Source organism: Mycobacterium celatum (assembly GCF_002101595.1).
Taxonomy (GTDB): Bacteria; Actinomycetota; Actinomycetes; order Mycobacteriales; family Mycobacteriaceae; genus Mycobacterium; species Mycobacterium celatum.
In genome coordinates this window covers 97061-123999 of record NZ_LQOM01000050.1, presented here as the reverse complement: position 1 = coordinate 123999, position 26939 = coordinate 97061, and the positions used below count along the sequence as shown (strand labels likewise).

Annotated in this window: 27 protein-coding genes; 17 read left to right on the top strand and 10 right to left on the bottom strand. The window is 67.9% G+C overall.

The genetic code is table 11. The annotated features are described in order from the left end of the window. Window positions 1–1019: LCP family protein (locus AWB95_RS21825; protein WP_249025644.1), on the top strand; the 1019-nt coding region annotated here is incomplete at its 5' end. 9 nt (window positions 1020–1028) lie between these two features. Here the strand turns inward: AWB95_RS21825 and AWB95_RS21820 are convergent. The 3 genes from AWB95_RS21820 to AWB95_RS21810 form a co-directional block, all read right to left on the bottom strand. Further along, window positions 1029–1853, bottom strand: a complete 825-nt coding sequence (locus AWB95_RS21820; protein ID WP_085168638.1) for a glycerophosphodiester phosphodiesterase — start codon at window positions 1851–1853, stop codon at window positions 1029–1031. A 4-nt stretch (window positions 1854–1857) separates the two neighbouring features. After that, on the bottom strand, window positions 1858–2883 hold the full coding sequence (locus AWB95_RS21815) for a DUF4328 domain-containing protein (RefSeq protein ID WP_085168637.1): 1026 nt from the start codon (window positions 2881–2883) through the stop codon (window positions 1858–1860). A 117-nt stretch (window positions 2884–3000) separates the two neighbouring features. Next, on the bottom strand, window positions 3001–3345 hold the full coding sequence (locus AWB95_RS21810) for a rhodanese-like domain-containing protein (RefSeq protein WP_062539895.1): 345 nt from the start codon (window positions 3343–3345) through the stop codon (window positions 3001–3003). A gap of 450 nt (window positions 3346–3795) precedes the next feature. Between AWB95_RS21810 and AWB95_RS23395 the strand changes: the two genes are divergently transcribed. The 10 genes from AWB95_RS23395 to rraA all read left to right on the top strand — a co-directional run bounded on the left by AWB95_RS23395 (window position 3796) and on the right by rraA (window position 10170). Continuing rightward, a complete protein-coding gene (locus tag AWB95_RS23395; protein WP_169714727.1) occupies window positions 3796–3951 on the top strand; it encodes a hypothetical protein in 156 nt (51 codons plus the stop codon). A 157-nt stretch (window positions 3952–4108) separates the two neighbouring features. Then, window positions 4109–4732 (top strand): superoxide dismutase, encoded by a 624-nt coding sequence (locus AWB95_RS21805; RefSeq protein WP_062539894.1) that lies wholly within the window; start codon window positions 4109–4111, stop codon window positions 4730–4732. 166 nt (window positions 4733–4898) lie between these two features. Further along, window positions 4899–5435, top strand: coding sequence for a hypothetical protein (locus AWB95_RS21800; RefSeq protein WP_062539893.1), 537 nt, complete (start codon window positions 4899–4901; stop codon window positions 5433–5435). Window positions 5436–5717: 282 nt separating this feature from the next. After that, entirely contained in the window at window positions 5718–6416 is a 699-nt protein-coding gene (locus AWB95_RS21795) for a TMEM165/GDT1 family protein (RefSeq protein WP_062539892.1), read from the top strand. A 334-nt stretch (window positions 6417–6750) separates the two neighbouring features. Further along, window positions 6751–7149 (top strand): helix-turn-helix domain-containing protein, encoded by a 399-nt coding sequence (locus AWB95_RS21790; RefSeq protein WP_062539891.1) that lies wholly within the window; start codon window positions 6751–6753, stop codon window positions 7147–7149. A gap of 101 nt (window positions 7150–7250) precedes the next feature. Further along, complete coding sequence (locus tag AWB95_RS21785) at window positions 7251–7907, top strand: DUF6474 family protein (RefSeq protein WP_062539890.1); 657 nt, start codon at window positions 7251–7253, stop codon at window positions 7905–7907. A 2-nt stretch (window positions 7908–7909) separates the two neighbouring features. Continuing rightward, complete coding sequence (locus AWB95_RS21780) at window positions 7910–8581, top strand: YcnI family copper-binding membrane protein (protein WP_099539683.1); 672 nt, start codon at window positions 7910–7912, stop codon at window positions 8579–8581. Further along, window positions 8578–9081 carry a copper resistance CopC family protein gene (locus AWB95_RS21775; protein ID WP_085168635.1) on the top strand — a complete coding sequence of 168 codons (504 nt, stop codon included), beginning with the start codon at window positions 8578–8580 and terminating at the stop codon, window positions 9079–9081. The genes AWB95_RS21780 and AWB95_RS21775 overlap by 4 nt, the downstream gene beginning before the upstream one ends. Before the next feature lie 100 nt (window positions 9082–9181). Next, complete coding sequence (locus AWB95_RS24000; protein WP_085168634.1) at window positions 9182–9685, top strand: Rv3852 family protein; 504 nt, start codon at window positions 9182–9184, stop codon at window positions 9683–9685. A gap of 2 nt (window positions 9686–9687) precedes the next feature. Further along, window positions 9688–10170, top strand: coding sequence for a ribonuclease E activity regulator RraA (rraA, locus tag AWB95_RS21765; protein WP_099539684.1), 483 nt, complete (start codon window positions 9688–9690; stop codon window positions 10168–10170). Between the two features lie 2 nt (window positions 10171–10172). On the opposite strand, the gene AWB95_RS21760 is transcribed toward rraA, so the two are convergent. Further along, complete coding sequence (locus AWB95_RS21760; RefSeq protein ID WP_085168633.1) at window positions 10173–11642, bottom strand: flavin-containing monooxygenase; 1470 nt, start codon at window positions 11640–11642, stop codon at window positions 10173–10175. A gap of 77 nt (window positions 11643–11719) precedes the next feature. Between AWB95_RS21760 and AWB95_RS21755 the strand changes: the two genes are divergently transcribed. Both AWB95_RS21755 and dinB read left to right on the top strand, forming a co-directional pair. Further along, a complete protein-coding gene (locus tag AWB95_RS21755) occupies window positions 11720–12358 on the top strand; it encodes a TetR/AcrR family transcriptional regulator (protein WP_085168632.1) in 639 nt (212 codons plus the stop codon). Between the two features lie 24 nt (window positions 12359–12382). Further along, on the top strand, window positions 12383–13591 hold the full coding sequence (dinB, locus tag AWB95_RS21750; RefSeq protein ID WP_085168631.1) for a DNA polymerase IV: 1209 nt from the start codon (window positions 12383–12385) through the stop codon (window positions 13589–13591). Window positions 13592–13595: 4 nt separating this feature from the next. Here dinB and AWB95_RS21745 read toward each other — a convergent pair whose 3' ends face one another. Beyond that, window positions 13596–14600, bottom strand: coding sequence for a PHP domain-containing protein (locus AWB95_RS21745; RefSeq protein ID WP_062541606.1), 1005 nt, complete (start codon window positions 14598–14600; stop codon window positions 13596–13598). 104 nt (window positions 14601–14704) lie between these two features. Then, entirely contained in the window at window positions 14705–15130 is a 426-nt protein-coding gene (locus tag AWB95_RS21740) for a hypothetical protein (protein ID WP_062541607.1), read from the bottom strand. A gap of 30 nt (window positions 15131–15160) precedes the next feature. On the opposite strand from AWB95_RS21740, the gene AWB95_RS21735 reads away from it, so the two are divergent. After that, window positions 15161–16009 (top strand): LLM class F420-dependent oxidoreductase, encoded by an 849-nt coding sequence (locus AWB95_RS21735; protein WP_085168630.1) that lies wholly within the window; start codon window positions 15161–15163, stop codon window positions 16007–16009. Between the two features lie 374 nt (window positions 16010–16383). Here AWB95_RS21735 and AWB95_RS21730 read toward each other — a convergent pair whose 3' ends face one another. After that, complete coding sequence (locus AWB95_RS21730) at window positions 16384–17850, bottom strand: glutamate synthase subunit beta (protein ID WP_062541608.1); 1467 nt, start codon at window positions 17848–17850, stop codon at window positions 16384–16386. Continuing rightward, on the bottom strand, window positions 17843–22426 hold the full coding sequence (gene gltB, locus AWB95_RS21725) for a glutamate synthase large subunit (RefSeq protein ID WP_062541609.1): 4584 nt from the start codon (window positions 22424–22426) through the stop codon (window positions 17843–17845). The genes AWB95_RS21730 and gltB overlap by 8 nt, the downstream gene beginning before the upstream one ends. A 644-nt stretch (window positions 22427–23070) precedes the next feature. On the opposite strand from gltB, the gene AWB95_RS21720 reads away from it, so the two are divergent. Next, window positions 23071–24219 (top strand): MinD/ParA family ATP-binding protein, encoded by a 1149-nt coding sequence (locus tag AWB95_RS21720; RefSeq protein ID WP_085168629.1) that lies wholly within the window; start codon window positions 23071–23073, stop codon window positions 24217–24219. 6 nt (window positions 24220–24225) lie between these two features. Here AWB95_RS21720 and AWB95_RS21715 read toward each other — a convergent pair whose 3' ends face one another. Together AWB95_RS21715 and sigI are read right to left on the bottom strand one after the other, a co-directional pair. Beyond that, window positions 24226–24645 carry an SRPBCC family protein gene (locus AWB95_RS21715; RefSeq protein ID WP_062538716.1) on the bottom strand — a complete coding sequence of 140 codons (420 nt, stop codon included), beginning with the start codon at window positions 24643–24645 and terminating at the stop codon, window positions 24226–24228. A 5-nt stretch (window positions 24646–24650) separates the two neighbouring features. Continuing rightward, window positions 24651–25523, bottom strand: a complete 873-nt coding sequence (gene sigI, locus AWB95_RS21710) for an RNA polymerase sigma factor SigI (protein ID WP_062538715.1) — start codon at window positions 25521–25523, stop codon at window positions 24651–24653. Between the two features lie 113 nt (window positions 25524–25636). On the opposite strand from sigI, the gene AWB95_RS21705 reads away from it, so the two are divergent. Both AWB95_RS21705 and AWB95_RS21700 read left to right on the top strand, forming a co-directional pair. Beyond that, window positions 25637–26476 carry an NmrA family NAD(P)-binding protein gene (locus AWB95_RS21705; RefSeq protein WP_062538714.1) on the top strand — a complete coding sequence of 280 codons (840 nt, stop codon included), beginning with the start codon at window positions 25637–25639 and terminating at the stop codon, window positions 26474–26476. A gap of 1 nt (window position 26477) precedes the next feature. Next, a complete protein-coding gene (locus AWB95_RS21700; RefSeq protein WP_062538713.1) occupies window positions 26478–26918 on the top strand; it encodes a nitroreductase family deazaflavin-dependent oxidoreductase in 441 nt (146 codons plus the stop codon). The last annotated feature ends 21 nt before the right edge of the window (window positions 26919–26939 follow it).

Genomic DNA, 26939 nt, shown 5'->3' with positions numbered 1-26939 from the left:
GGTGTCCGCCGACCCGCCGACCGCCGGCGCACCCCGCCCGGCCACGGCCGCGTCGCAAACGCGCATGGGGCCAAGTGATTTCGTTGCGCTTGTTGATCGCGGTGCTGCTGTTCGGCGCCGGCATCCTGGGCGGCGCGTTGTGGATGGACACCACCCTGCACCGCCAGCCGGTGCTGACCGACTATCCGGGCCGTCCGGCCCCCGGGCGCGGCACCACCTGGCTGCTGGTCGGGTCGGACAGCCGCCAGGGTCTCACCGTCGAGCAGCAGCAGGCCCTGGCTACCGGCGGCGACATCGGCAACGGCCGCACCGACACCATCCTGCTGGTCCACGTGCCGGCGATCGGGTCGGCCACCCCGACGACGATGGTGTCGATTCCGCGCGACTCCTTCGTGCCGATCCCCGGCTACGGGCGCGACAAGATCAACGCGGCGTTCGCGATGGGCGGTGCGCCACTGCTGGCGCAGACGGTCGAGCAGGCCACCGGATTGCGGCTCGACCACTACGTCGAAGTCGGCTTCAGCGGGTTCGCCGGCCTAGTCGACGCGCTCGGCGGAGTCACCGCCTGCCCCACCACACCGATCGACGATCCGCTGGCCGGCATCAGCCTGCCAGCCGGTTGTCAGAAGCTCGACGGCCCCCACGCACTCGGCTATGTCCGCACCCGCGCGACGCCACGGGCCGACCTCGACCGGATGGTCAACCAGCGGCAGTTCATGTCCGCGCTGCTGCACCGCGCCGCCAGCCCGGGCGTGTGGCTCAACCCGTGGCGCTGGTATTCGGTGCCGCATGCGGCCGCCGACGCCCTGACCGTCGATGCGGGCGACCATGTCTGGGACCTTGCCCGGTTGGGCTGGTCGCTGCGCGGCTCGACGACCACGCTGACCGTGCCGATCGGCGAGTTCACCGGCAACGACTCCGGCTCGGTCGTGGTGTGGGACCACGACGCGGCGGCCCACCTGTTCGACGCGCTGGCCGCCGATGCACCCGTGCCGGCGGCGGACCTCGACGGCCCGTAGGGCGGGGCTTTAGTCCAGGTCTGCGCCGGTCAGACCGTCCTGCAGCCAGGCCTTGACGCGGCCGGGGTGGCGGGTCGCCAGCCATGCCACTCCCACTTCCCGGCAGAACCTGACGTCGTCGTAGTGGTCGACGTTCCAGCAGTACAGGGCGCGGCCCTGCGCTGCGGCGCGGTCGACGAGCTCGGGATGCTCGCGAAGCGTCGCGATCGACGGGCCGACGGCGGTGGCCCCGACGGCGGTGGCCGCGCTGCTGCCCAGATAGCGGGCGGCCTTGCCGAGCAGCACCGTGGGCAGCAGCGGCGCGGCTCCCCGGATGCGCCACATTGCGGCCGCCGAAAACGACATCACCACCGCGCGAGAGCGGTCTGCGGAAGCCGGCGTGGCGATCCGGAAGCGTTGCAGCAGCGCCAAAACCTTGCTTTCCACCAGGGCGCCGTAGCGCACCGGGTGCTTGGTTTCGATGAAGATCTTCACCGGCCGGTTCCAGTCCAGCACCAGCGCGACGAGCGAGTCGAGTGTGAGCAGGCCGCTGTCGCCGTGTGCGCCGTCGGGGCTCCAGCTGTCGTGCCACGCCCCGTACTCCAGTGCACGCAGCTCCGCCAGGGTCATCGTGCTGACCAGGCCGGCACCGGTGGACGTGCGGTCCAGCCGGCGGTCGTGCACACAGACCAGGTGGCCGTCCCGAGTGAGCCGGACGTCGCATTCGACGCCGTCGGCGCCCTCTTTGAGCGCGAGATCGTACGCGGCCAGCGTATGTTCCGGCCGAGCTGCCGACGCGCCGCGATGGGCAACCACGTGTGGGTGCCGGGCGAGCACCTCGTCGGCCCGCGTCATATCCCTATGCTGCCGGTTCCTCGCCCTCCGACTCAACAGCCGGAGCCGATCCCGGCGCGTCGCCGCGATCGTCGGCGACCACCACCCAGCGATGCGCGGGCCGTTCGACGGGTTTGCGCTCGAAACCCTCGAACACCCGGCCGACGGCGGCCACCGCGGCCGCGGCAACAAGGTACGCAAATATCGTCGTCACGGTGTTGTCTGCGATGCCCTGGGCATCGTGCGCCCGGCTGGTGGCGATAGCGAAGAGCGATACCGCCGTGCTGACGACCCAGACGAGCCACCACAGCAGGATGGGTTTGCGCAGCCGCGGCAGCACGTCTTCGGTGACGGCCAGCTCGATGACGTACACCGGCGCCCACAGCAGGTTCACCAGCGGGATGAAGCACCCGGCCCACAGCGCACGCGCCGAACGCGGCTCGGGTAGGCCGTAATGCGCGAACGCGGCCGCGCGCCGCGCGATCAGCCATCGGATCAGCACCACCGCGCAGGTGATCATCATCGCGATCGCGGCGGCGCTGGCCAACACGCCAAGCCACACCGCGGCGCCCGCCACCCACGGATTGAGCAGGGTGCCGCGGTTGATGATCAGCAGCAGGTAGCGCACGACGTGCACCAGCGCCGCGATACCGAACACCACGACGCTGGCAAACAGCGCGGTGCGCACTCGCGCCGCCGACGGCCCGGGTCGCACAGCCGACGCCGGCGCCGCCGCACCCGGTTCGACCCGGTCGACCAATCCCCATCGTGGGATGACCGTGTAGCGGGGGGTGGGCCCCAGGGGCCGCCTCCGGCGCCGTGGCGGTGGTGGTGCGCCGGGCCGCACTGCGATCCAGCGGTAACCCGGCGGCAGCCGCGGCGGCATCCGTCGGCTGGTGGTGGGTGCAGCGCTGCGAGCACTCCACCGCGGATCGACCGCCGGCCCCTCGGCGGACGGCGGCAACAGCGTCCCGCGGCAACGCGGACACCACACCCGCTGACGATCACGCACATTCCAGCGTGTGCCGCACTGGGAGCACACTTGGATCATCAGCGCCGCTCTCCCCCGCAAGCGGGAGGTGCCCCCACCCCATCGCTCAGTGTCAAATCGTCGCCAGCGCGGATCACCGCACCAGCTTAAAGCGTGTCGAAGCCGGCGGCTCAACCCTCAAACGCTGCCCGGGCCGCCGTCGTCGGTGATCACCGGGCGCCCGGCGCCGGCCCATGCCAGCATCCCGCCGCTGACGTTGACCGGCCGGTAACCGTTTTGCTGCAGATATTGCGCTACCCGCAGGGACCGGCCACCGGCATGGCAAATGACATAAAGCTCGGCCTGGCGGTCGATCTCGGCAAGCCGCGCCGGCACCTCAGCCATCGGGATGTGTTGGGCGCCGGCGGCGTGGCCGCGCGTCCACTCGTCGTCCTCGCGCACATCGAGCAACACCGACGCCGAGCCAAATTCGGCCGGCAGGCCGGCGATGTCCGTCTGCGCAACCGCCGGTTCACCGAGCATGGGTCGATCTTGGCACGCCCCGGCCGGCCGTGCAGAAGACGCCGCCAGCTACCAACGGCTATCCACAGTTTCCACAGGTTTATCCACAGCGGGGCTCTGCGACGAACCGCGATTGACGTCGATTCAATAGGCCCATCGCCGCAGTTGCTGTGGATAACAGCGCGATAACGGGCCCGTCAATTGACAACCCCACCAAGGCGTGAGCGAAATTTATCGCCGCGCTAAGCATCTCGCGGGCGGGGACGCGGACGGCAACCTTCGGCCGGCGCGCGACGACGCGCGGACCGCCCGGGGTGATTGCCGTCCAGCTACGGCGGCAACCGCTGGTCAGCGACCTGACGCGGGTTCAATTTTCCCGACGGTTCATAAGGCGTTATGATCGCGACCACCAAAGTTGTTTGTGACTCATCTCACTGGGGGCGAGTTGGACGTGCAGGTCAGGCTCATTCGATGACGACGCAACCGGTCGGACCGCAGTCGGCGCCGTCAACGCATTGGTACGGCAGTTCTCCTACCTGTAACCGCTCCTACCTGCTCGCCGGAGTGCGCGCCGGCCTGATCGCCCTTGTTTTGCTGGCGGTCCTCGCCGTCATCGTGCTGGTCTGAAGTCGCGCCCGTCGGGTATGCACTCAGTGCACCCGTTGTTGCGGTGCGCGCAGTCATGGAGCAGGGTTGATCATGTTGGGCTCGATTGCCCGGCGGAAACCTTGTGAGTGAGCGTCAGAAGCAGATCAGCAACGATCATCGAAGGAAGGAATCTTAAGTGGCTGTCTACACGTTGCCCGATTTGGACTGGGACTACGGCGCACTCGAGCCGCACATCTCCGGTCAGATCAACGAGCTTCACCACAGCAAACACCATGCGACCTACGTGAAGGGCGCCAACGACGCGCTCGAAAAACTCGAGGAAGCACGCGCCAAGGACGACCAGTCGACCATCCTGCTGAACGAGAAGAACCTGGCGTTCAACCTGGCCGGCCACGTGAACCACACCATCTGGTGGAAGAACCTGTCGCCTAACGGCGGTGACAAGCCGACCGGTGAGCTGGCCGCGGCCATCGACGACGCGTTCGGCTCGTTCGACAAATTCCGCGCTCAGTTCCACGCCGCCGCCACCACGGTGCAGGGGTCGGGATGGGCAGCACTCGGCTGGGACAACCTCGGCGAGAAGCTGCTGATCTTCCAGGTGTACGACCACCAGACCAACTTCCCGCTCGGCGTCGTCCCGCTGCTGCTCCTCGACATGTGGGAGCACGCCTTCTACCTGCAGTACAAGAACGTCAAGGTCGACTTCGCCAAGGCGTTCTGGAACGTCGTCAACTGGGCCGACGTGCAGGCGCGTTACGACGCCGCGACCTCGAAGACCAAGGGGCTCATTGCCGGCTAATCCAGCGCACTCGAGTCGGGGCGTCGCGCGCTTTGCGCGGCGCCCCGTTGCTTTTCTGCCGGTCAGCCGCGGTTGGCCGTGTCCGCTTGCGGGTACTCCTCACCTGGCGCATGCTGTGCTCATCGACCCGCCGGGGTGTTGTGAGTGAGGTATCGCGGAGGGCCATATGGAAACTGGGTCAGGCAGGGCCGTCGAAGTCGCCCCGTTCCATTCACACGGCGTCCTGAAGGGCTTTGTGATCTTGGGCCGCTGGCCTGATTCGACAAAGGAGTGGGCGCAGCTGTTGATGGTTGCGGTCCGAGTCGCATCGCTGCCTGGATTACTTTCCACTACAACGGTATTCGGCGCTCGTGAGGAATTGCCAGAATCTCCGGCGCCGCCGGGCAGCGTCGGCCTGGTGCTGGCGGAAGGACCCGTCGTCGGCGAATCAGCAATCCAGCCAGGGTATTTCGCCGATCGCCAACCGCCGGCGCTGCTGATGTTGCATCCGCCGTCCGAGACCATGCCGTCGCTGCCGGAATGCACGGGCGCGGCATCTGGGTGCGTGCTGCTCCCCGGCTTGCCCTATCTGGGGCTCGAACACCGGGCGGCGTGGGTCGAAGCCGAAGCCGACGGCACCGTCACCTCGATGGTGAGCCGCGTCGGTGTCGACCCCATCAGCCATCCCGACACCGCGATCCTGGCGATGCTGCTTGCCGCATAACGGATTTCCATTCCTGCGGTTGCGGGGGGTGCGAATTCGACGCCGCCGCTTGGCGAATCGAGAAATGCGGCCGCCCGAACTCGTCCCACGCGGTGGTGCCGATCGATTCCGCCCGCTAGCCTGGGTATCGATTATCGAAGGGGAGTAGCCCGCAATCGTCGAGTCGACATACTGGCGACAAGCCCGGCTGGCGAACCGACCGATCGGTCGGTGGGCGAGACCTTCGGCCCGATGTTCGGCGGACCACCCGTCCGTCGACAACGCGTCGAAAGGTCGCCACACATGCTCGCAGCCGCTCTTTTGAGCTTCGGAGTGGTCTTTCTCGCCGAGCTCGGCGACCGGTCACAGCTGATCACCATGACCTACGCGCTGCGCTATCGCTGGTGGGTGGTGCTGACCGGGGTGGGCATCGCGGCCTGCGTGGCACACGGCGTTTCGGTGGCGATCGGGCATTTTCTCGGGTTGACGCTGCCCGCCCAGCCGATGGCCTTCGCGGCGGCGATCGCGTTCTTCGTGTTCGCGGTGTGGACCTGGCGGGAGGGCACCGGCGGCGACGACGGCGGCGTTCGCCCGGTCCGCGAGCCCCGCTTCGCGCTGCTCGCCGTGGTGTCGTCGTTCCTGCTGGCCGAGCTGGGCGACAAGACGACACTGGCCACCGTCGCGCTGGCGAGCGATCACGACTGGGCCGGCGTGTGGATCGGCACCACGGTCGCGATGATCGTCGCCGACGGGTTGGCGATCGCGGCGGGGATCCTGCTGCACCGGCGGCTGCCCGAAGGGCTCTTGCACGTCTTGGCCAGCCTGCTGTTCCTGGTGTTCGGATTGTGGCTGCTCTTCGACGGCGCACTGGGCTGGCGCTGGGTGGCCGTCGGGGCGACCGCGGCGACGGTACTCGTTGCGACGATCGTCGCGGCGGTGCGATTTGTGCGCGCCCGGTCGGTGGCCGCGCCCGTCCCCGAGGCATCCCCGGGCATCGCCTGAGCGCCACCGGCGCCCCGACAGCAAAGCTGCTTTTCCACGCGTCGTCGTAGCCGGCTGGTTGCCCGGCGCGAGCTCTGTTCGCCCGGCGCCGCCGTCGCGAGCGGCCAGCCGCTGCGAGCGCAACGCGACACGTCACAATTCGCTTGGTGCATCATGAGAATCCGCTGTACAACGCGCGCGCTGCGCTCCGATGACGCCGTCGTCGGCGGCTGCGGTCGCCGGCGCCAATTCGCCTCAGGTTTGCACTTGGTTGATCCCATAACTGTCGCTACGATGATCAGCAAATACGTGCCTGGAATCATTCGTCCTACCAACCCTGGTGGAGGTCATATCGATGAGCACGACGTTCGCTGCGCGCCTGAACCGCCTGTTCGACACGGTTTACCCACCCGGACGAGGACCCCACACGTCCGCTGAGGTGATCGCGGCGCTCAAGGCGGAGGGCATCACGATGTCTGCTCCCTACCTGTCGCAACTGCGCTCGGGCAATCGCACCAACCCGTCGGCGGCGACGATGGCGGCCCTGGCGAACTTCTTCCGCATCAAGCCGGCCTACTTCACCGACGACGAGTATTACGAAAAGCTCGACAAGGAGTTGACCTGGCTGGCCACGATGCGCGACGAGAATATTCGTCGAATTGCGTTGCGCGCCAGTGGATTGTCGCCCGAGGCGCAACAGGACATCGTGCAGCGTGTTGAAGAGCTTCGGCGCAAGGAGCACCTCGACGCCTAGCGGTTTCGACCTGGCGACGTAGCGACGCCCCGTTCCGGTTAGGGTTGGCCCAGCGATCACGCATCGCGACAGCCGACGAGAAACCGGGGAGGCGGCCGGGAATGGGCCTGTTCCGCAAGCGAAAAAGCCGCGCAGTGCGTCGTGCCGAGGCTCGTGCGATCAAGGCCCGCGCCAAGCTGGAGGCCAAGCTGGCCGCCAAGAACGAGGAGCGCCGGTTCAAGGCCGCACAGCGAGCCGAGACCAAGGCGCTCAAGGCGCAGCTGAGGGCGCAACGCGACAGTGACCGTGCGGCGCTCAAGGTCGCCGAGGCCGAACTCAAGGCGGCGCGGGAGGGCAAACTGTTGTCGCCCAGCCGGATTCGCCGAGTGCTGACCGTCTCGCGGTTGCTGGCCCCGATCGTGGTGCCGCTGGTGTACCGGGCCGCGATCGCGGCCCGCGGGATGATGGACCAACGCCGCGCCGATCAACTCGGCGTTCCGCTGGCCCAGATCGGGCAGTTCTCCGGACACGGCGCGCGCCTGTCGGCCCGCATCGCGGGAGCCGAGCAGTCGCTGCGAACGGTGCAGGAGAAAAAGCCCAACGATGCCGAAACCAAGCAGTTCGCGGCGGCCATCTCCGATCGGCTCGCCGACTTGTCGGCGGCCATCACCGCCGCCGAAAACATGCCCGCCCCGCGGCGGCGGTCCGCCCACGCCGCAATCTCCAGACAGCTCGACGAAATCGAGGCCGACCTGATGGCGCGGCTCGGGCTGGCCTGAGCATGCTGCCCCGACCGCTCGTCGCGGCCGCAGCCACGGCCGGCCTCTACTGTGCCTCGGCACTCGGCATCGCGCCGGCGTCGGCCCATGTCCACGCCAGCAGCGACAACCCGGTCCGCGGCGGTCATGCCATCGTCACGTTTTCGGTGCCCAACGAGTCCTCGACGGGCGCGGCGACCACCGCGCTGACGGTTGCGCTGCCCGACGTCGCGTCGGCCAGCACCGAAACCATGCCCGGCTGGACTGCCGTCTTCGATCGCGACGCCGCTTCGGGAACCGTGCACTCGGTCACGTGGACGGCCGCGCCCGGCGGCGGCATCCCGGCGGATCAGTTCGCACTCTTCCGAATATCGGTGCAGCTGCCCGACGCGGACACCGTCAGGTTCCCGGCCACCCAAACTTACGCGGACGGGACGGTGGTCAAGTGGGACCAGCCGCCGCTGCCCGGGGGCGGCGAGCCGGAGCATCCGGCGCCCAGCCTGGCATTGACGGCCGGGCCGGCCTCGCCGCCGCACCACCACCCCACGGCTCATCCCGGCCCGCTGACCGAGGCAGCGCCGCAGACCGGTCAGCACAAGGCCGCGCCCGACAACACTGCCCGGTTGCTTGGCGGCGCGGCGCTGCTGGTCGCTGCCCTCGGCGTCGCGCTGACGCTGATCCGGCGAAGGACATGAGGGGCGCGGCGCTGGGCCTGCTGCTGGCGCTGCTGGGCGCCGTCGTCACCCTGACAGCCGGACCCGCCGCCGCCCACGCCACCCGGGTGGCGGCCGACCCCGCCGAGAACGCCGTCCTGAACGCCGGCCCGGCCCGGGTCAGCGCGACGTTCAACGAGCGGCTGCAAACCACCTTCGCAGCCGTGGCAGTCGTCGGGCCGGACGGCAACCTGTGGTCGTCCGGGGACGCGCAGGTGCAGGGCGCCGTCGTCAGCGTCGCATTGCGGCCGCTGGGTCCGGCCGGCACCTACACGGTGAACTACCGGGTGACCTCGGCGGACGGGCATGTCGTGACAGGTTCGTGGTCGTTTCGGCTCACCGTTGCGGGCACCGGAACACCCGGCCCGCCCGCACACCCCGAGGACCACGCGGACGACGGCGTCCCGGCCTGGCCGTTCGCGCTCGGCGCGATCGCACTGGTCGCCGGCGCCGCGCTCTGGGCGCTGCGGCACCGGCAGTAGCCCCTGGCCGAGGCGGGCGCCGCGACCGTCCTGGCATGATGGGGTTCGACCGTTGGTGTCGACCGGTGTACGCGACGAGAAACTGCAAAGGAGCGGCCGCATGGCAGACCCGCAGGATCAACCGGACAACGCACCGGAAGACGCACCCGGCGCAGGCCCAACCCCGCCGTCGCCGCCCGCACCCCCCGCCGACAAGGCACCACCGCCGCCGGTCGACGAGGCCCGCGCGGACGAAGCACCGGACACGCCACCCGAGAAGGCGGCCAAGAAGGCCGCCAAGAAGGCGCCGGCGAAGAAGGCCCAGCCGCCGGCGGCCAAGAAATCACCGGCCAAGAAGGCGCCCGCCAAGAAGGCCCCCGCCAAGAAAGCAGAGCCGGCTCCCGTCAAACCGATCGAACAGCCGCGGATCGAGACCAACGGCCAACTCGCCACTGGCGCCAAAGAAGCCGCGGCACAAGCTAAGTCAACTGTGGCAGCAGCCAACAACCCGGTGGCACCGGCGCTGTCCTCTGGGGGTCGCTCGCCGCTGCCGCTCGCGGTAGCCGTGGCGGTCAGTCTGCTGGCGTTGCTGCTGGTGCGCCAACTACGGCGGCGCGGCAGCTGACCGTGCCGGTGACTTTCCGGCCCACCGCCGACCTCGTCGACGACATCGGGCCCGACGTCCGCAGCTGCGACATCCAATTCCGCCAGTTCGGCGCCCGCGCGCAATTCGCCGGTCCGATCAGCACGGTGCGCTGCTTCGAGGACAACGCGTTGCTGAAGTCGGTGCTCTCCGAGCCCGGCGACGGTGGGGTGCTCGTGATCGACGGAGCGGGTTCGCTGCACGCCGCGCTGGTGGGTGACGTCATCGCCGAACTCGCCCGTTCCAACGGCTGGGCGGGGCTGGTGGTGTACGGCGCGGTCCGGGACGCGGCGGCGCTGCGGGGCATCGACATCGGCATCAAGGCGCTGGGCACCAATCCCCGCAAGAGCAGCAAGACCGGCGCCGGCGAGCGGGATGTACCCGTCGAGCTGGGCGGCGTCACGTTTGTGCCCGGTGACGTCGCCTACAGCGACGACGACGGCATCGTCGTCGTCGCTGCGGCCTAAGCCTAAGCCGCGACCGCGGCCCGCTGCCTACTGAAGCTCAGCGCCTCGTCGTCGACTCGGCCGCGCCGAATCAGTCGCAGGTCCAGCAGGTAGTTCTGCTTGAGCCGCCAGGGCATCCGCGAGCCGGCCTTGGGCAGATAGTCCAGTGCCCGCAGCACGTACCCCGGGGTGAAGTCCATTAGCGGCCGCTCGTCGACCGAGTCGCCGGGGTGCTGCGGCACCACGGTGTCGTACCCGCGGGAATCCATGTAGTTGAGCACCCGGCAGACGAACTCCGAAACCAGGTCGGCCTTCAACGTCCAGGACGCATTGGTGTAGCCGATGGTGAACGCCATGTTCGGCATGCCGGTCAGCATCATGCCCTTGTAGGCCATGGTCTCGTTGAGCTCGACCGGCACGCCGTTGCGCCGGATCTGTGCGCCGCCGAACAGCTGCAGGTTCAAACCCGTTGCGGTGACGATGATGTCGGCTTGCAGCTCGTCGCCGGAGCTGAGCTTGATGCCGGTTTTGGTGAACCGGTCGATGGTGTCGGTGACGACGTCGGCCTGGCCGCGGCGGATGGTGCGGAACAGATCACCGTTGGGCGCCAGGCACAGCCGCTGGTCCCACGGCTTGTACCGCGGGCCGAAGTGCTTCTCGACGTCGTAGCCCTCGGGCAGCCGCCGCTTGGCCATCGTGAGCAGCGTCTTGCGCATCGCTTTGGGGAACCGCCGCGAAAACTGGTACTGGCCGGTGGCGAAAGCGATCGCCTTCCAGCGGTTGGCGAAGTGCGCGGCCTTGGCCGGCAGCATCCGGTTGGCCCGCTCGGCGAACGGGTCGACCGCCGGCAGTGAGCCGATGTACGTCGGTGAGCGCTGCAGCATGGTCACATGCCCGGCGCCCGAATTCACCAGGGCCGGAATGAGAGTCACCGCAGTGGCACCGGATCCGATCACGACGATCTTCTTGCCGGCGTAGTCCAGATCTTCCGGCCAGTGCTGCGGGTGCACGATCGTGCCCTCGAAGTCGCCGGCGCCCTCGAATTTCGGCGAGTAGCCCTCGTCGTAGTTGTAGTAGCCGCTGCACGCGAACAGGAAGGAGCAGCTGATCGTGCTCTGCTGGCCGTCGTGCTCCACGGTCAGTGTCCAGCGGTTGTCGGCATCCGACCAATCGGCGGCCACCACTTTCTGGCTGTAGCGGATGTGCCGGTCGATACCGTTCTCCGCCGCGGCCTCCTTGATGTAGGCCTTGATCGAAGGGCCGTCGGCGATCGACTGGGCCGAACGCCACGGCTTGAACCGGAAGCCGAGCGTGAACATGTCGGAGTCGGAGCGGATACCCGGGTACTTGAACAAGTCCCAGGTGCCGCCGAGGTCGTCGCGGCGCTCGAGGATCACGTAGCTCTTGGTCGGGCAGCGGTCCTGCAAGTGCCAGGCCGCGCTGATGCCGGAGATGCCGGCGCCCACGATGACAACGTCGAGGTGTTCGGTCATGTAACCGACGGTATCAACGCGGTGTTGATTTAGTCAACATACTGTTGAATTACTCAACGGCGTGTAAAGTAGCGGTTGTGACCACCACCAGCCCGGCACGCGCGCCGCGCGGACGGCGTTCGGCCCGCCCCTCGGGCGACGACCGCGAGCTCGCGATCCTGGCCACCGCCGAGCGGCTGCTGGCGGAGCGTCCGCTCGCCGAGATCTCGGTGGACGACCTGGCTAAGGGCGCCGGCCTGTCCCGCCCGACCTTCTACTTCTATTTCGCGTCCAAGGACGCCGTTCTGCTCACCCTGTTCGAGCGGGTGATTGTGGAGGCCGACTCCGCGCTGGAGGGGATGGTCGCCAACCCGCCGGCCGACATCAAGACGTTGTGGCGCACAGGCATCAATCTGTTCGTCGAGACGTTCGGGTCACACCGCGCGGTGTCGCTGGCCGCCGACGCGGCGCGCACCAACAAGGACATCGGCGACCTATGGTCGAGGTTCATGCAGAAGTGGGTCGACCACATCGCCGTGGTGATCGAAGCCGAACGCTCCCGCGGCGCCGCGCCGGTGACGCTGCCGGCCCGCGATCTGTCCACGGCGCTCAACCTGCTCAACGAGAAGGTCATGCTCACGTCGTTCGCCCACGAGCGTCCGTCGGTTCCCGACGAGCAGTTGCTCGAGACGCTGGTCCACGTCTGGGTGACCAGCATCTACAACGAACCCAGCTGACACGTCGTCGCCGCATGCGAACATATGTTCGTGCGATCGGTTGCCTCGATCCTGCATGCGGACCTGGACTCGTTCTACGCGTCCGTCGAGCAGCGCGACGACCCGACGCTGCGTGGCCGGCCGGTCATCGTCGGCGGCGGGGTGGTGCTGGCCGCAAGCTACGAGGCTAAAGCCTACGGCGTGCGCACGGCGATGGACGGCGGACAGGCGCGGCGGCTGTGCCCGCACGCGGTGGTGGTACCGCCGCGGATGAGCGCCTACATGCGGGCCAGCGACGCGGTGTTCGACGTCTTCCGTGACACCACTCCGCTGGTGGAGCGGATCTCGGTGGACGAGGCGTTTCTGGACGTGTCGGGGCTGCGCCGGGTTTCGGGCTCACCCGTGCAGATCGCGGCGCGGCTACGGGAGGACGTGCGCGAGCGCGTCGGGCTGCCGATCACGGTCGGCATCGCCCGGACGAAGTTTCTGGCGAAAGTCGCCAGCCGCGAAGCCAAGCCCGACGGGTTGCTGCTCGTGCCGCCCGACCGCGAGCTTGCCTTCCTGCATCCGCTGCCGGTGCGCCGGTTGTGGGGCGTGGGCGCGGTAACCGCGGACAAGCTGCGCACGCACGGCATCGAAACCGTCGCCGACGTCGCAGAGCTCAGCGAGTCGATGCTCGGCTCGCTGGTCGGCAGGGCGATGGGCCACCAGCTCTATGCACTCTCCCGCAATCTCGACCGCCGCCGGGTGAGCACGGCCGTGCGCAGGCGGTCGATCGGCGCCCAGCGCGCGTTGGGGCGGGCTGGCAACACCATCTCGGCGGCCGAGATCGACGCGGTCGTCATCACCCTGATCGACCGGATCACCGGCCGGATGCGCAAGGCGGGCCGCACCGGCCGCACGGTGATGCTGCGGTTGCGGTTCGACGACTTCACCCGGGCCAGCCGGTCGCACACATTGCCGTGGGCGACCGCCTCGACACCGATCATCCTGGCGGCGGCGCGACGGCTGGTCGCGTCGGCGGCGCCGCTGATCGCCGAGCGCGGACTGACCCTGGTCGGGTTCGCGGTGGCGGAGATCGACCGTAGTGGCGCCGAGCAACTGCTGCTGCCCTTCACCACGGCCGACGCGCGGCCACCGGCCATCGACGCGGCGGTCGACCGGGTGCGCGACCGCTACGGCAAGGCGGCGCTGACGCGCGGCGTCCTGGTCGGCCGCGATCCCGGCCTGGAGATGCCGCACCTACCCGACTGACTCTTCACGACGCCGCCCATGCCAGCAGCTTGTCGACCGGCCAGGTGTTGACGATCCGGTCGACGGGCACGCCGGCGTCCAAGGCCCGCTGCGCGCCGTAGCCGAGAAAGTCGAGCTGGCCCGGGGCGTGCGCGTCGGTGTCGATGCTGAAGTCGCAGCCGATTTCCAGCGCGAGGTTCAGCAAGCGGCTCGGTGGATCACGTCGCTCGGGACGCGAGTTGATCTCGACCGCGGTGCCGTGCTCGCGGCAGGCGGTGAACACCTTTTCCGCGTCGAACTTGGACTCCGGCCGGATCCCGCGATTACCGGCGACCAGCCGGCCGGTGCAGTGGCCGAGGACGTCGGCGTGTTCGTTGCTGACGGCGCGCACCATCCGGCGGGTCATCGACTCCGAATCCATCGACAGCTTCGAGTGCACGCTGGCCACGACGATGTCGAGGCGCTCCAGCAGTTCGGGCTCCTGGTCCAGGCTGCCGTCCTCGAGGATGTCGACTTCGATCCCCGTGAGGACACGCATCGGCGCAAACTGCTCACGCAGCCCGTCGATCACCTCGAGCTGCTTGCGAAGCCGTTCCGGCGACAGCCCGTTGGCGATGGTCAGCCGCGGCGAGTGATCGGTGAGCGCGCAGTACTCGTGGCCCAGCGCCGACGCAGTGGCCATCATCTCCTCGATCGGCGCGGAGCCGTCCGACCAGTTCGAATGCAGATGCAAGTCGCCGCGCAGTGCGGCCCGGATGTCGCCTCCACCGAGATCCTCTGCGGCAGCGCGTAATTCGACCAGTACGTCGGGTTCGCGTCCGGACCAGGCCTGGTCGATCACCTTCGCGGTCTTCGGGCCGATGCCCGGCAGCGACTGCCAGCTGTTGGCCTGACCGTGGCGCTCCCGGTCGGCCTCGCTCAGGCCCTCGACGATGTCGGCGGCGTTGCGGTAGGCCATGACGCGACGCGGGTCCTCGCGCGCCCGGTCTTTGTAGTAGGCGATCTCTCGCAGCGCGGCTACCGGATCCATACCACCAGTGTGCCTGGCGCGGTCTGACGCCGAGATCGACGCTTTGCAGGTCGCTACTCGTACTTCCTCTGCAAAACGCGAACCTCGGTGCGGCAAAAGCCAAGCTAGACCAGCTGTCCGGCGACGAAACCCGCGAGCAGCACCGCGAAACCGCCGATCTCACCGATTATCAACAACGCCATCGACACCACCAGCCCGCGATCGGGATGCTCGAACTGGTTGGTGGTGTCCCGCCGCGCCCCGTGCACGATGTAGCTCAGGATCGCGCCGGCGAAGAAGAACACCAGCACCATCGCCGCAACCAGATTCACCCGCGTCGGCCAGGCGCTCAGCTCGACGAAAACCGCCGCCAGCAGCGTGGCAAACGAATACAGCAGCGCCGCGCGATGCGCGATGTCGACGTACGGGTGGGCGCGATGATCCTCGGCGGCCATGATTTGCCGGTACTTCCACACTCCCAAAGCCAGCGCAAGCAGAAAGATCAGGCCGGCCGCCAGCAGCGTGATCTTGGTGTCGATACCGAGTTCCATCGTGCGGTCGAGTGTAGTTACGGTCGGATAATGCGATTCGCGTTCAAAACCTCACCGCAAAACACCACGTGGGCACAAATGTTGGCCGTCTGGAAAGCGGCCGACGACATCGACGTCTACGAGTCCGGCTGGACGTTCGACCACTTCTACCCGATCTTCAGCGATTCCACCGGCCCCTGCCTGGAAGGTTGGACCACGCTCACCGCGCTCGCCCAGGCCACCACGCGGCTGCGGCTGGGCACGCTGGTCACCGGCATCCATTACCGCCACCCCGCAGTCCTGGCCAACATGGCCGCGGCGCTCGACATCATCTCCGACGGGCGGCTTGAGTTGGGTATCGGCGCCGGCTGGAACGAGGAGGAGTCCGGCGCCTACGGCATCGAATTGGGCAGCATCAGGGAACGCTTCGACCGGTTCGAAGAGGCGTGTGAGGTGCTGATCAGCCTGCTGAGCCAGGAGACCACCGACTTCGACGGCAAGTACTACCACCTCAAAGCCGCCCGCAACGAGCCCAAGGGTCCGCAACGGCCGCACCCGCCGATCTGCATCGGCGGCAGCGGCGAGAAGCGCACGCTGCGGATCACCGCCCGCTATGCCCAGCACTGGAACTTCGTCGGCGGCCCGCCCGAGGAGTTCGCCCGCAAGCGCGACGTGCTGGCCGCACATTGCGCCGACATCGGGCGCGACCCCAAAGAAATCAAGCTGTCCGCGCACCTGGGCCTGGGCGAGGACCGTAATTACCAGAAGGTTGTGGACGACGCCGCCGCGCTGGCCGCCGAGGGCCTGGATCTGGGGATCGTGTACATCACTCCGCCGCACGACCCGGCCGTGCTCGAACCGCTGGCCGAAGCCATCCGCGACTCGGGGCTGACCACGTGAACCCGGTCACAGAGCCGACTACCCCAGATAACAGCTTGATTAAGTAGAGCAAACGCGCGGGGTCGCTGGCCCGGCAGGAACAAGCGCCGTCAGACGCCGAAGCGCAGGAGTTCTTCTGCGGTCACCAGACGTTCGTGGCGGGCCGGAAACTCGCGGCTCTTAACCGGGTGCCGAAACCATGACCAGGCGATTCGCCCCATCCGCGACCGGGGCACTGGGTTGATGTGCACAGTGATCACTCCTGCGGTCGGTCAACCAAACCGGGGCACCACACGCGGTGGCGCCCATATCGGGTTATTAGACACCTAACATCTGGCAAACAGAGTAAGACTCGCCGAGCAATTTATCAAATGTTTCAGCTGAGTCAAATGTGACTAGCGTTGTGGTGCCGCGGTGGGTTTGATGGGCGCCGGCAGCGCGCTACGGCCCATCAGGAAGCGGTCGACGGCCGCCGCCGCGGCGCGCCCCTCGGCAATCGCCCAGACGATCAGCGACTGGCCCCGCCCCATGTCGCCGGCAACGTAGACGCCCGGCACCGACGTTTCGTAGTCGTCGCCGCGGGCGACGTTTCCGCGTTCGGTGAACTCCACCCCGAGATCCGTCAGCAGCGCCGACTTCTCGGGGCCGACAAAGCCCATCGCCAGCAACACGAGGTCGGCTTCGATTTCGAAATCGCTGCCCTCGACCTTGACGAACTTGCCGTCCTGCATCGTCACCTCGTGCACCTTGAGGGCAGTGACGTGACCGTCGCGGCCGACGAATTCCTCGGTGTTGACCGAGAACACCCGCTCGCCGCCTTCCTCGTGTGCCGACGACACCCGGAACATCAGCTCATACAGCGGCCATGGCGTCGACGGGGCCCGGGTGTCCGGCGGGCGCGGCATGATCTCGAATTGGTGCACGCTGACCGCACCCTGGCGATGCACGGTGCCCAGGCAGTCGGCGCCGGTGTCACCGCCGCCGATGATGACGACCTTCTTGCCCTTGGCGGTGATCGGCGGCTGCCCGTCCGGGCCGAGCACGTCGTCGCCTTCCTGCACCCGGTTGGCCCACGGCAGGAATTCCATCGCCTGGTGGATGCCGTCCAGTTCGCGGCCGGGAATGGGCAGATCACGCCAGGCGGTCGCGCCGCCGGCCAGCACCACCGCGTCGAAGTCGGCGCGCAGTTGGTCGGCGGTGATGTCGACGCCGACGTTGACACCGGCGCGGAACTCGGTGCCCTCGGCCTTCATCTGGTCCAGCCGGCGATTCAGATGGCGTTTCTCCATCTTGAACTCGGGAATCCCATAGCGCAGCAGCCCGCCGATCCGGTCCGCGCGCTCGAAGACGGTCACGCTGTGCCCGGCCCGGGTGAGTTGCTGCGCGGCGGCCAGACCGGCCGGGCCGGATCCCACCACCGCGACCGTCTTGCCGGTCAGCCGGTCCGGCGGCAACGGCACCACCCAACCTTCGTCGAAGGCGTTGTCGATGATGTCCAGCTCGATCTGCTTGATGGTCACCGGATCCTGGTTGATGCCCAGCACGCACGACGACTCACACGGCGCCGGACAGAGCCGGCCGGTGAAGTCGGGAAAGTTGTTGGTGGCGTGCAGCCGTTCGATCGCATCACGCCACCGGCCGGTGCGAACCAGGTCGTTCCATTCCGGGATTAGGTTGCCCAGCGGGCAGCCGTTGTGGCAGAACGGAATCCCGCAATCCATGCAGCGGGTCGCCTGCTGCTGCAGCGTCTCGTGCGGAAAGTCTTCGTAGACTTCCTTCCAGTCGCGCAGCCGCAGCTCCACCGGTCGACGTTTCGGTGTCTCGCGGTGGGTGTATTTCAGAAAGCCCTTCGGATCAGCCATGCGCTGCCGCCATGATCGCCTCGTCGACATCCGTGCCGGTGCGCTCGGCCTCGGCAATCGCCTCCAGCACCCGCTTGTAGTCGCGGGGCATCACCTTGACAAAGCACCGTTGCTGCACCGCCCAGTCGGCCAGAATGCGCTGCCCGACCGTGGAATCGGTGTTGTCGACATGAGCCTGGATCATGCCGTGCAGCCACTCCACGTCATCCCCGTCGAGGCTCTCCAATTCCACCATCTCGGTATTGAGGTGGTCGGGAAAGACGCTGTCCGGGTCGTAGACGTAGGCCACACCGCCGGACATCCCGGCCGCGAAGTTGCGTCCGGTGCGGCCGAGGATGACGACCTTGCCGCCGGTCATGTACTCGCAGCCGTGATCGCCGACTCCCTCGACCACCGCGTGGGCGCCCGAGTTGCGCACGGCGAAGCGTTCGCCGACCACTCCCCGCAGGAACGCCTCACCGCTGGTGGCGCCGAACAGGATCACGTTGCCGCCGATGATGTTATCCTCGGCCACATAGCTTTCCGGCGCGTCGTCGGAAGGGCGCACCACGATCCGGCCGCCGGACAGACCCTTGCCGACATAGTCGTTGGCGTCGCCGTAGACCCGCAACGTGATGCCCTTCGGCACGAATGCGCCGAAGCTGTTGCCGGCCGAACCGTCGAACGTGATGTCGATGGTGCCGTCCGGCAGGCCTTGGCCGCCATAGGCTTTGGTCACCTCGTGGCCGAGCATGGTGCCGACGGTGCGGTTGACGTTCGCGATCGTCGTCGAAAAGCGAACGGGTGTCCCCGAATCCAGCGCCTCGCGGCTCATCACGATCAGCTGCTGGTCCAGCGCCTTGTCCAGGCCGTGGTCCTGGCTGGAGCTGCAGTACAGGTCCTGGTTCATGAACGCCGACTCCGGCTCGTGCAGCACCGGAGTGAGGTCCAGCTTGTGCGCCTTCCAATGTGCGCGCGCCAACGTGGTGTCCAGCGACCCGACCTGGCCGACGGCCTCGTTGAGCGTGCGGAAACCGAGCTGCGCCAAGTATTCCCGCACTTCTTCGGCGATGAACATGAAGAAGTTCTCGACAAACTCCGGCTTGCCGGTGAACCGCTGCCGCAGCACCGGGTTCTGGGTGGCCACCCCGACCGGGCAGGTATCCAGGTGGCACACCCGCATCATCACGCAGCCCGACACCACCAGCGGCGCGGTGGCAAAGCCGAACTCCTCGGCACCCAGCAGCGCGGCGATCATCACGTCGCGGCCGGTCTTGAGCTGACCGTCGACCTGCACCACGATCCGGTCGCGTAACCCGTTGAGCAGCAACGTCTGCTGAGTTTCGGCGAGGCCAAGCTCCCAGGGCGCGCCGGCGTGTTTCATCGACGTCAGCGGGGTGGCGCCGGTCCCGCCGTCGTGCCCGGAGATCAGCACCACGTCGGCGTGCGCCTTCGACACGCCGGCCGCAACCGTGCCTACCCCGTTCTCGGAGACCAGCTTGACGTGAATCCGCGCAGCCGGGTTGGCGTTCTTCAAATCGTGGATCAGCTGCGCCAGGTCCTCGATCGAGTAGATGTCGTGGTGCGGCGGCGGCGAGATCAGTCCCACCCCGGGGGTGGAGTGGCGCACCTCGGCGATCCACGGGTACACCTTGCCGCCCGGAAGCTGGCCGCCCTCACCGGGTTTTGCGCCCTGGGCCATCTTGATCTGGATGTCGGTGCAGTTGGTCAGGTAGTGCGACGTGACACCGAACCGGGCCGAGGCGACCTGCTTGATCGCGCTGCGGCGCCAGTCGCCGTTGGGGTCACGTTCGTAGCGGCTGACGTGTTCGCCGCCCTCACCGCAGTTGGACCGGCCGCCCAGCCGGTTCATCGCGATGGCCAGTGTCTCGTGCGCCTCGGCCGAGATCGAGCCGTAGCTCATCGCGCCGGTGGCAAAGCGTTTGACGATCTCGCTGGCCGGCTCCACCTCGTCGAGCGGGACCGGCGGCCGCAGCCCCTGACGGAACTTCAGTAGCCCGCGCAGCGACGCCATCCGCTCGCTTTGGTCGTCGACCAGCTTCGTGTATTCCTTGAAGATCTTGTACTGACCGGTGCGGGTGGAGTGCTGCAGCTTGAACACCGTGTCCGGGTTGAACAGGTGGTACTCGCCTTCGCGGCGCCACTGGTATTCCCCGCCCACTTCGAGTTCGCGGTGCGCCCGCTCGTTGGGCCGGTCCAGGAACGCCAGCGCGTGGCGGGCGGCGACGTCCGCGGCGATGTCGTCGAGCGTGATGCCGCCGGTGGGGCAGGTCAATCCGGTGAAGTACTCGTCGAGCAAGTCCTCGGAGACCCCGACGGCCTGGAAAAGTTGCGCACCGGTGTAGGACGCCAGCGTCGAGATGCCCATCTTGGACATTACTTTCAGCACACCCTTGCCGGCGGCCTTGATGTAGTTCTGCAGTGCCTTCTCGCGGTCGATGCCGGTGATGACGCCACGGTCGAGCATGTCGGCGATGGATTCGAACGCCATGTAAGGGTTGATCGCCGCGGCCCCGAATCCACACAGCATGGCCATGTGGTGCACCTCGCGGGCATCGCCGGACTCGACGACGAGGCCGACCTTGGTGCGGCTGCGTTCCCGCACCAGGTGGTGATGCACGGCCGACACCGCCAGCAGCGACGGGATCGGCGCCATGGTCTCGTCGGACTCGCGGTCGCTCAAGATGATGATCCGCGCGCCGTCGGCGATGGCCGCCGACGTCTCTGCGCGCACCTCGTCGAGCGCCTCCTTCAGGCCGGCGCCGCCGTCGGCAACCGGGTACAGGCAGCGAATCACCTTGGACCGCAAGCCGTGCCGGCGGCCGTTGACCTGCACGTCGGGGTCGAGGTTGATCAGCTTGGCCAGCTCGTGGTTGCGCAGGATCGGTTGCGGCAACACGATCTGGTGGCAAGAGTTCTCGTCGGGGTTGAGCAGGTCGCCCTCCGGCCCGAGGGTGCCGTGCAGGCTGGTCACCACCTCTTCACGGATGGCGTCCAGCGGCGGGTTGGTCACCTGCGCGAAGAGTTGGTGGAAGTAGTCGAACAGCATCCGCGGCCGCGACGACAGCACCGCGACCGGGGTGTCGGTGCCCATCGATCCGATCGGCTCGGCGCCGGTGCGGACCATCGGCGCCACCAGCAGGTTCAGCTCCTCGTAGGTGTATCCGAAAACCAACTGGCGCAAGACAACTCGGTGGTGTGGCATCCGCACGTAGTTGCCCTGCGGTAACTCGTCGAGCGGGATCAGTCCGCGCTGCAGCCACTCCTGGTACGGGTGTTCGGCAGCCAGCTCGGCCTTGATCTCCTCGTCGGACACAATGCGGCCTTGCGCGGTGTCCACCAGGAACATCCGGCCCGGCTGCAGGCGCATCCGGCGAACCACCTTCGACGGGTCGAGGTCGAGCACCCCGGCCTCCGAGGCCATCACCACCAGACCGTCGTCGGTCACCCAAATGCGGGACGGCCGAAGGCCGTTGCGGTCCAGCACCGCGCCCACAATGGTGCCGTCGGTGAAGGTCATCGACGCCGGGCCGTCCCACGGCTCCATCAGCGATGCGTGGTAGGCGTAGAACGCGCGGCGCGCCGGATCCATCGACTCGTGGCGTTCCCACGCCTCGGGGATCATCATCAGCACCGCATGCGCGAGGCTGCGCCCGCCGAGGTGCAGCAGTTCCAGCACCTCGTCGAACCGCGCGGTGTCCGAGCCTCCCGGGGTGCAGATCGGGAACAGCTTGTCGACGTCCTCGTAAGAGCCAAAGACATCGGTGCGGATCAGCGCCTCCCGGGCGCGCATCCAGTTCTCGTTGCCGGTGACGGTGTTGATCTCGCCGTTGTGGGCGATCCGCCGGTAGGGGTGGGCCAGCGGCCAGGACGGGAAGGTGTTGGTCGAGAACCGCGAGTGCACGATGCCCAGCGCACTGGTCAGCCGATCGTCCTGCAGATCCAGGTAGAAGGCCTTGAGCTGCGGCGTGGTCAGCATGCCCTTGTAGACCAGAGTCTGACCGGAAAGGCTTGGGAAATAAACGGTTTCACGCCCGGGGCCATCCTGCCCGGGGCCTTTTGTGCCCAGCTCGTGTTCGGCGCGCTTGCGGATCACGTAGGCGCGTCGCTCCAGGGTCATGCCCGAGGCGCCGGCGATGAACAGCTGGCGGAAGGTGGGCATCGCGTCGCGGGCCAACGCGCCCAACGACGAGTCGTCGGTGGGCACGTCGCGCCAGCCGAGCACCTGCAAACCCTCGGAGGACACGATCTTCTCCACCGCCGCACATGCCGCGGCGGCGTCTTTGGACGATTGCGGCAAAAACGCGATGCCGGTGGCGTAGCTGCCGGCGGGCGGCAGCTCGAAGTCGACGACCGAACGCAGGAACTCGTCGGGAACCTGGATCAGGATGCCCGCGCCGTCACCGCTGTGCGGCTCGGCGCCGGCGGCGCCGCGGTGCTCGAGGTTGAGCAGCGCGGTGATCGCCTTGTCCACGATGTCGCGGCTGCGGCGGCCATGCATGTCGACGACCATGGCCACCCCGCACGAGTCATGCTCGAACGCGGGGTTGTACAGCCCGACGCGGTTGGGCGCCATTCCCACCTGACCTTCCAGAAAACTTTCTGCGCGGCATTCATTTGCGGCTCCGTCGGCGCCGCGCCCTTTACGATGCGGGCTGGGCTCCTTCGGTCTTGTCGATATGCTGGTCGCCAACTGGCGATGGTCCGGACAGGGGAACGTCCGTGCAGCGCTGAACGGTGGCCCTGTTTACCCGGTCTCGACAAGTCGTAAAACGATATGACAAAACCCGCCTGACATGCCAACTTGGTCAATACTAACCCGTCGGTTGGGCATGCCGTGCCGACGCAGCCGTCGCCCATAGCGAATTTGCCGGGTCCGGTTGCGCCGCTGAGTATTTGCACCGACCACGCCGGGATTGGCGGTGGGCCGCCACCAGGGCCGTCGCCGGTCAATTTGCTGTGATCGCCGCTTGCCGCCTGCCAGCGTGATGGGCCAGATCACAGCCAGCCGCTCGGCCGGTGACGAAACTCACCAAAAAGTCGTGGCAGCGCTGCTGTCGGGGCGGCTGATCCAACCGCTGCACCGCGGAGAGAGACTCGGCGGGCTGCTTGGAACGCGAGTTTGCACGAGGTCGGCGCGCCGGCGCCGGGGCTTTTCAGCCAGGCCGGTGGCTGATACTGATTCCATGCCTGGAATTGCCGGATGGAGCTAGGGAGCTCATGAGCGAGCGCGACGACTTCCTGCGGGACCGTCTGCGGCCCGCACCGCCTGACGCACCCTTGGCGCGCCCGTCGCACGCGCCGGCCCGAGCCCCCCGCGTGATGCCTCAGCCACCTCAGCCACTTCGTCCGCATCAGCCGTTGCAGCCGCCTCACCACTCGCCTGCGCCGCCGACCGGCGTGCCGCAGCCGGATCGCTGGCCCGGTCTCGAGGTCGGCGCGCCGCCTGCCGAACCGCCGCGACGGCCGGTCCCCGGCCGCGGCTGGCGGCGCATGCTGTGGAAGGCCTCCCGCGGCCTGATCAACCTCGGCCCGTCGCCGCTGGAACGCCGGGAGGCCGAATTCGAAGCGGTCATCAAGTCGGCGCTGCACGGCAACTACAAGGTCGGCGTGCTGGGCAAGGGCGGCGTCGGCAAAACCACGGTCGCCGCGAGCGTCGGGTCGATCTTCGCCGAGCTGCGCCGCCAGGACCGCATCGTGGCGATCGACGCCGATACCGCGTTCGGCCGCCTGGGCAGCAGAATCGACCCGCAGGGCAGCGGCTCGTATTGGGAATTGACCGCCGACAAGAACATTCAGTCGTTCGCCGATGTCAGCGCCCGCGTCGGCAGCAATTCCGCGGGCCTGTACGTGCTGGCCGGTGAGCCGCCGGCGGGTCCGCGGCGGGTGCTCGACCCGGCGATCTACCGGGAAGCCACGTTGCGGCTGGACCGGCATTTCACGATCTCGATCGTCGACTGCGGTTCGACGATGGACGCGCCGGTGACTCAGGAGGCGCTGAGCGACCTGGATGCGCTGATCGTGGTGTCCTCGCCGTGGGCCGACGGGGCCTCGGCCGCCGCGCAGACCATGGAATGGCTGGCGGCGCATGGCCGGACGGGTCTGCTGCGCCGCAGCATCGTGGTGCTCAACGATTCGGACGGGCACGCCGACAAGCGCACGCGTTCGGTGCTGGCCCGCCAGTTCCTCGACCGCGGTCAGATGGTGGTCGAGGTGCCCTTCGATCCCCACCTGCGGCCCGGCGGCGTGATCGACGTCAGCCATGAGATGGCTCCCGCGACGCGGCGCAGCTTCCTCGAGATCGCCGCGGCCGTCGCGGGGTTTTTCGCGACGGAACCCGAGGGCGCGCGGGAACGCCGCGTCCGTTAACGGGACTCAGCCGGCCTCGGCGGCCCGCTTGAGTCCGGCGCTTTCCATGTCGACGTAGGTACGGACCCGCGATCCCCCGAGCAGAGACGCCAGCCAGGCCAGCGGACCGGTCGCGACGAACTCCAGTCTGGTGCGCACGTGGTCGCCGGTGTCCTCGATGAGGTGCAGCGCCTCGAAGGACAGGCCGGGCCGCCGGGTGACCCAGGTGAAGTTGCGCAGCGGCTCGAGCTCGGTCACCGTCCACACCATCGGCCTGCCCTTGGGCTGGGTCACGCGCGAGCGGCTGCCCACCGCCAATGGGCCGTCGTCCAAGCGGGTGATCTCGCGCATCGACTCGGTCCAGTTGGGCCAGCCCGCCACGTCGACGAGCAGTTGCCAGACTCGTTGGGCCGGCGCGTGCACGGTTTCTTCACGGACATATCGCATGGGCTTCAGAATGCCGCAGCGCGGGCCGCCGGATCGGCGGTTGCTTCGATCTTGGTGACCAGCCCGCCGCCGATGCTCAGCACGATCACGGCGAAGAGCCGCCGGTTGGCGAAGGCCAGCACCACCGGCTGGCCGGCCGGCCCGCTGACCAGGGTCACGCCCGGACCCAGGTAGCGCAGCAGGTTGGTGGCGACATCGTGCGGGCCGTGGTTGACCTGTGGCGGCGGCGCAGGATCGGCGAGCAGCGTGCCAATCCCCCAGACCGTCGGATCCAGCACCGCGGCCAGTCCTTGCAGATCGCCGTTGGCACAGGCGGTGATGAACTTCTCGGTGACGAGCTGATGTTCTGCCGGCGGCACCTCGGTCAGCTTCGGCCGCTCCTCGGTGAACTTCGATCGCGCGCGACGCGCCAGCTGCCGGCAGGTGCCGACGGGTCGGCCCACGGTGTCGGCGATGGCGTCGAACGGGACCCCAAACACGTCGTGCAACACGAACGACACCCGCTCACCGGGACTGAGTCGTTGCAGCACTTCCAGCAGCGCGGTGCGGATCTCGTCGTCGAGCGTGATCCGGTCGGCAGGGTCGACACGGCGAGATTGGTTGAGGGCGGCCACATCTGGGCCAAGGTCTTCCGGATGCTCGCGGCGGGCCCGCGCCGAACGGACCTCGTCGAGGCACAGCCGCCCGGCCACCACCGTCAGCCAGCCGCGGACGTCGTCGATCTGGCTCAGGTCAACGCGCGACAGCCGCAGAAATGCTTCTTGCGCAACGTCTTCGGCGTCGCCGACATCACCGAGCATCTGGTAGGCGAGGTTGACCAGATAGGGGCGGTGGCGTTGCCAGGCTTCGGCGAGCTGCTCTGACTGTGGTGCGGTCATGTAGCGACGACGATCCAGGAGCCGAAAAAGTTACGCATTTCGGCTGTAACTTTCCCACGCTTCACCCCGTCCTTGGTGAAAAGCACTTTCTCGATTCCACGAAGGAGCACACCATGACGATCGTCGTGACCGGAGCGACCGGCAATGTCGGCCGGCCCCTCGTCAACGAATTAGCCGCAGCCGGTTGCCGGGTGCGGGCAGTCACCCGCAATCCCGACGCCGCCTTTCCCGCCGGTGTCGAGGTGGTGACCTCGCCCGTCGACGCGCTCGAAGGCGCCTCGGCGGTGTTTCTCAACTCCCGCGCGCTGGGTGCGCAGCTGGCCGACGTGGTCGACTCGGCTGTACGCGGCGGCGTCACCAAGCTGGTCGCGTTGTCGGCGCTCAACGCCGACGACGACTTCTCGCGGCAGCCGTCGCGGTTTCGCGGGGACCGCAACAAGGAGGTCGAGCAGTTGGCGGTCGAGTCCGGCCTGGCGTGGGTGAGCCTGCGGCCCGGGGTGTTCGCGTCGAATTTTCTCGGCATGTGGGCGGTGCAGATTCGGGCCGGCGACGTGGTCGGCGGCCCGTGCGCGGGGGCGTCGACCGCCCCGATCGTCGACAGCGACATTGCCGCCGTTGCGGCGCGGGTGTTGCTGAGCGACGAGCTCGACGGCCGCAAGGTGCCGTTGACCGGGCCGCAGGCGTTCACCAACTCGGAGTTGGTGAACATCATCGGCACTGCTCTGGGTCGCCCACTGGTCTACCGCGAGGTGCCCTCGGATGTGGTGCGAGAGCAGTTCATTCGGATCGGGCTGGGCGCCGGATTCGCCGACGCCTACATCGCGCTGCTCGCTGAGACAGCCGACAAGCCGGCACTGGTCACCCACGAGGTGGAGAAGATCGTGGGCCGCCCGGCGGTTACGTTCGCTCAGTGGGTCGCCGACCGACGTGAGGTGTTCACGAATGAGGCGTGACATGACGGACCTGCGCCCGCCGCGCTTTCTCAAGCCGATGAACAAGTTGATGATCGCCGTTCAGAAGCTCGGCATACCGACCGGCCCGGCGATGGTGCTGACGGTGCCGGGCCGAAAGTCGGGCCAGCCGCGCAGCACGCCGATGACGCCGTTCGAAGTCGACGGCGAACTCTATGTCGTGGCCGGCTATCCCGGCGCGGATTGGGCGGCCAACGCCCGGGCGGCGGGCACTGGCACGCTGAGCCGGGGACGCCGGTCGCGGGAAGTCAGGATCGTCGAGTTGACCGCAGAACAGGCGCGTCCGGTGCTGCGCGCATTTGCGACCGAAGTTCCGGTCGGGGTCGGCTTCGCGAAGCGCTCCGGCATGGTGCGCGACGGCACGCCCGACGAGTTCGAGGCGCTCGCTGACCGGATGACGGTGTTCCGCTTCGACCCCGTGTAATCAGACGTCGAGTGTAAACTC

Excerpts from the sequence above, each read along its gene's own strand:
- AWB95_RS21730 (WP_062541608.1), bottom strand. The coding sequence starts at position 17,850 with ATGGCTGATCCGAAGGGCTTTCTGAAATACACCCACCGCGAGACACCG.
- AWB95_RS21790 (WP_062539891.1), top strand. The coding sequence starts at position 6,751 with ATGAGCACGACGTTCGCTGCGCGCCTGAACCGCCTGTTCGACACGGTT.
- AWB95_RS21815 (WP_085168637.1), bottom strand. The coding sequence starts at position 2,883 with ATGATCCAAGTGTGCTCCCAGTGCGGCACACGCTGGAATGTGCGTGAT.
- AWB95_RS21800 (WP_062539893.1), top strand. The coding sequence starts at position 4,899 with ATGGAAACTGGGTCAGGCAGGGCCGTCGAAGTCGCCCCGTTCCATTCA.
- sigI (WP_062538715.1), bottom strand. The coding sequence starts at position 25,523 with ATGACCGCACCACAGTCAGAGCAGCTCGCCGAAGCCTGGCAACGCCAC.
- AWB95_RS21715 (WP_062538716.1), bottom strand. The coding sequence starts at position 24,645 with ATGCGATATGTCCGTGAAGAAACCGTGCACGCGCCGGCCCAACGAGTC.
- AWB95_RS24000 (WP_085168634.1), top strand. The coding sequence starts at position 9,182 with ATGGCAGACCCGCAGGATCAACCGGACAACGCACCGGAAGACGCACCC.
- AWB95_RS21720 (WP_085168629.1), top strand. The coding sequence starts at position 23,071 with ATGAGCGAGCGCGACGACTTCCTGCGGGACCGTCTGCGGCCCGCACCG.
- dinB (WP_085168631.1), top strand. The coding sequence starts at position 12,383 with ATGTTCGTGCGATCGGTTGCCTCGATCCTGCATGCGGACCTGGACTCG.
- AWB95_RS21820 (WP_085168638.1), bottom strand. The coding sequence starts at position 1,853 with ATGACGCGGGCCGACGAGGTGCTCGCCCGGCACCCACACGTGGTTGCC.
- AWB95_RS21780 (WP_099539683.1), top strand. The coding sequence starts at position 7,910 with ATGCTGCCCCGACCGCTCGTCGCGGCCGCAGCCACGGCCGGCCTCTAC.
- AWB95_RS21700 (WP_062538713.1), top strand. The coding sequence starts at position 26,478 with ATGACGGACCTGCGCCCGCCGCGCTTTCTCAAGCCGATGAACAAGTTG.
- AWB95_RS21775 (WP_085168635.1), top strand. The coding sequence starts at position 8,578 with ATGAGGGGCGCGGCGCTGGGCCTGCTGCTGGCGCTGCTGGGCGCCGTC.
- AWB95_RS21795 (WP_062539892.1), top strand. The coding sequence starts at position 5,718 with ATGCTCGCAGCCGCTCTTTTGAGCTTCGGAGTGGTCTTTCTCGCCGAG.
- AWB95_RS21785 (WP_062539890.1), top strand. The coding sequence starts at position 7,251 with ATGGGCCTGTTCCGCAAGCGAAAAAGCCGCGCAGTGCGTCGTGCCGAG.
- AWB95_RS21735 (WP_085168630.1), top strand. The coding sequence starts at position 15,161 with ATGCGATTCGCGTTCAAAACCTCACCGCAAAACACCACGTGGGCACAA.
- gltB (WP_062541609.1), bottom strand. The coding sequence starts at position 22,426 with ATGGCGCCCAACCGCGTCGGGCTGTACAACCCCGCGTTCGAGCATGAC.
- AWB95_RS21760 (WP_085168633.1), bottom strand. The coding sequence starts at position 11,642 with ATGACCGAACACCTCGACGTTGTCATCGTGGGCGCCGGCATCTCCGGC.
- AWB95_RS21810 (WP_062539895.1), bottom strand. The coding sequence starts at position 3,345 with ATGCTCGGTGAACCGGCGGTTGCGCAGACGGACATCGCCGGCCTGCCG.
- AWB95_RS21740 (WP_062541607.1), bottom strand. The coding sequence starts at position 15,130 with ATGGAACTCGGTATCGACACCAAGATCACGCTGCTGGCGGCCGGCCTG.
- AWB95_RS23395 (WP_169714727.1), top strand. The coding sequence starts at position 3,796 with ATGACGACGCAACCGGTCGGACCGCAGTCGGCGCCGTCAACGCATTGG.
- AWB95_RS21745 (WP_062541606.1), bottom strand. The coding sequence starts at position 14,600 with ATGGATCCGGTAGCCGCGCTGCGAGAGATCGCCTACTACAAAGACCGG.
- AWB95_RS21705 (WP_062538714.1), top strand. The coding sequence starts at position 25,637 with ATGACGATCGTCGTGACCGGAGCGACCGGCAATGTCGGCCGGCCCCTC.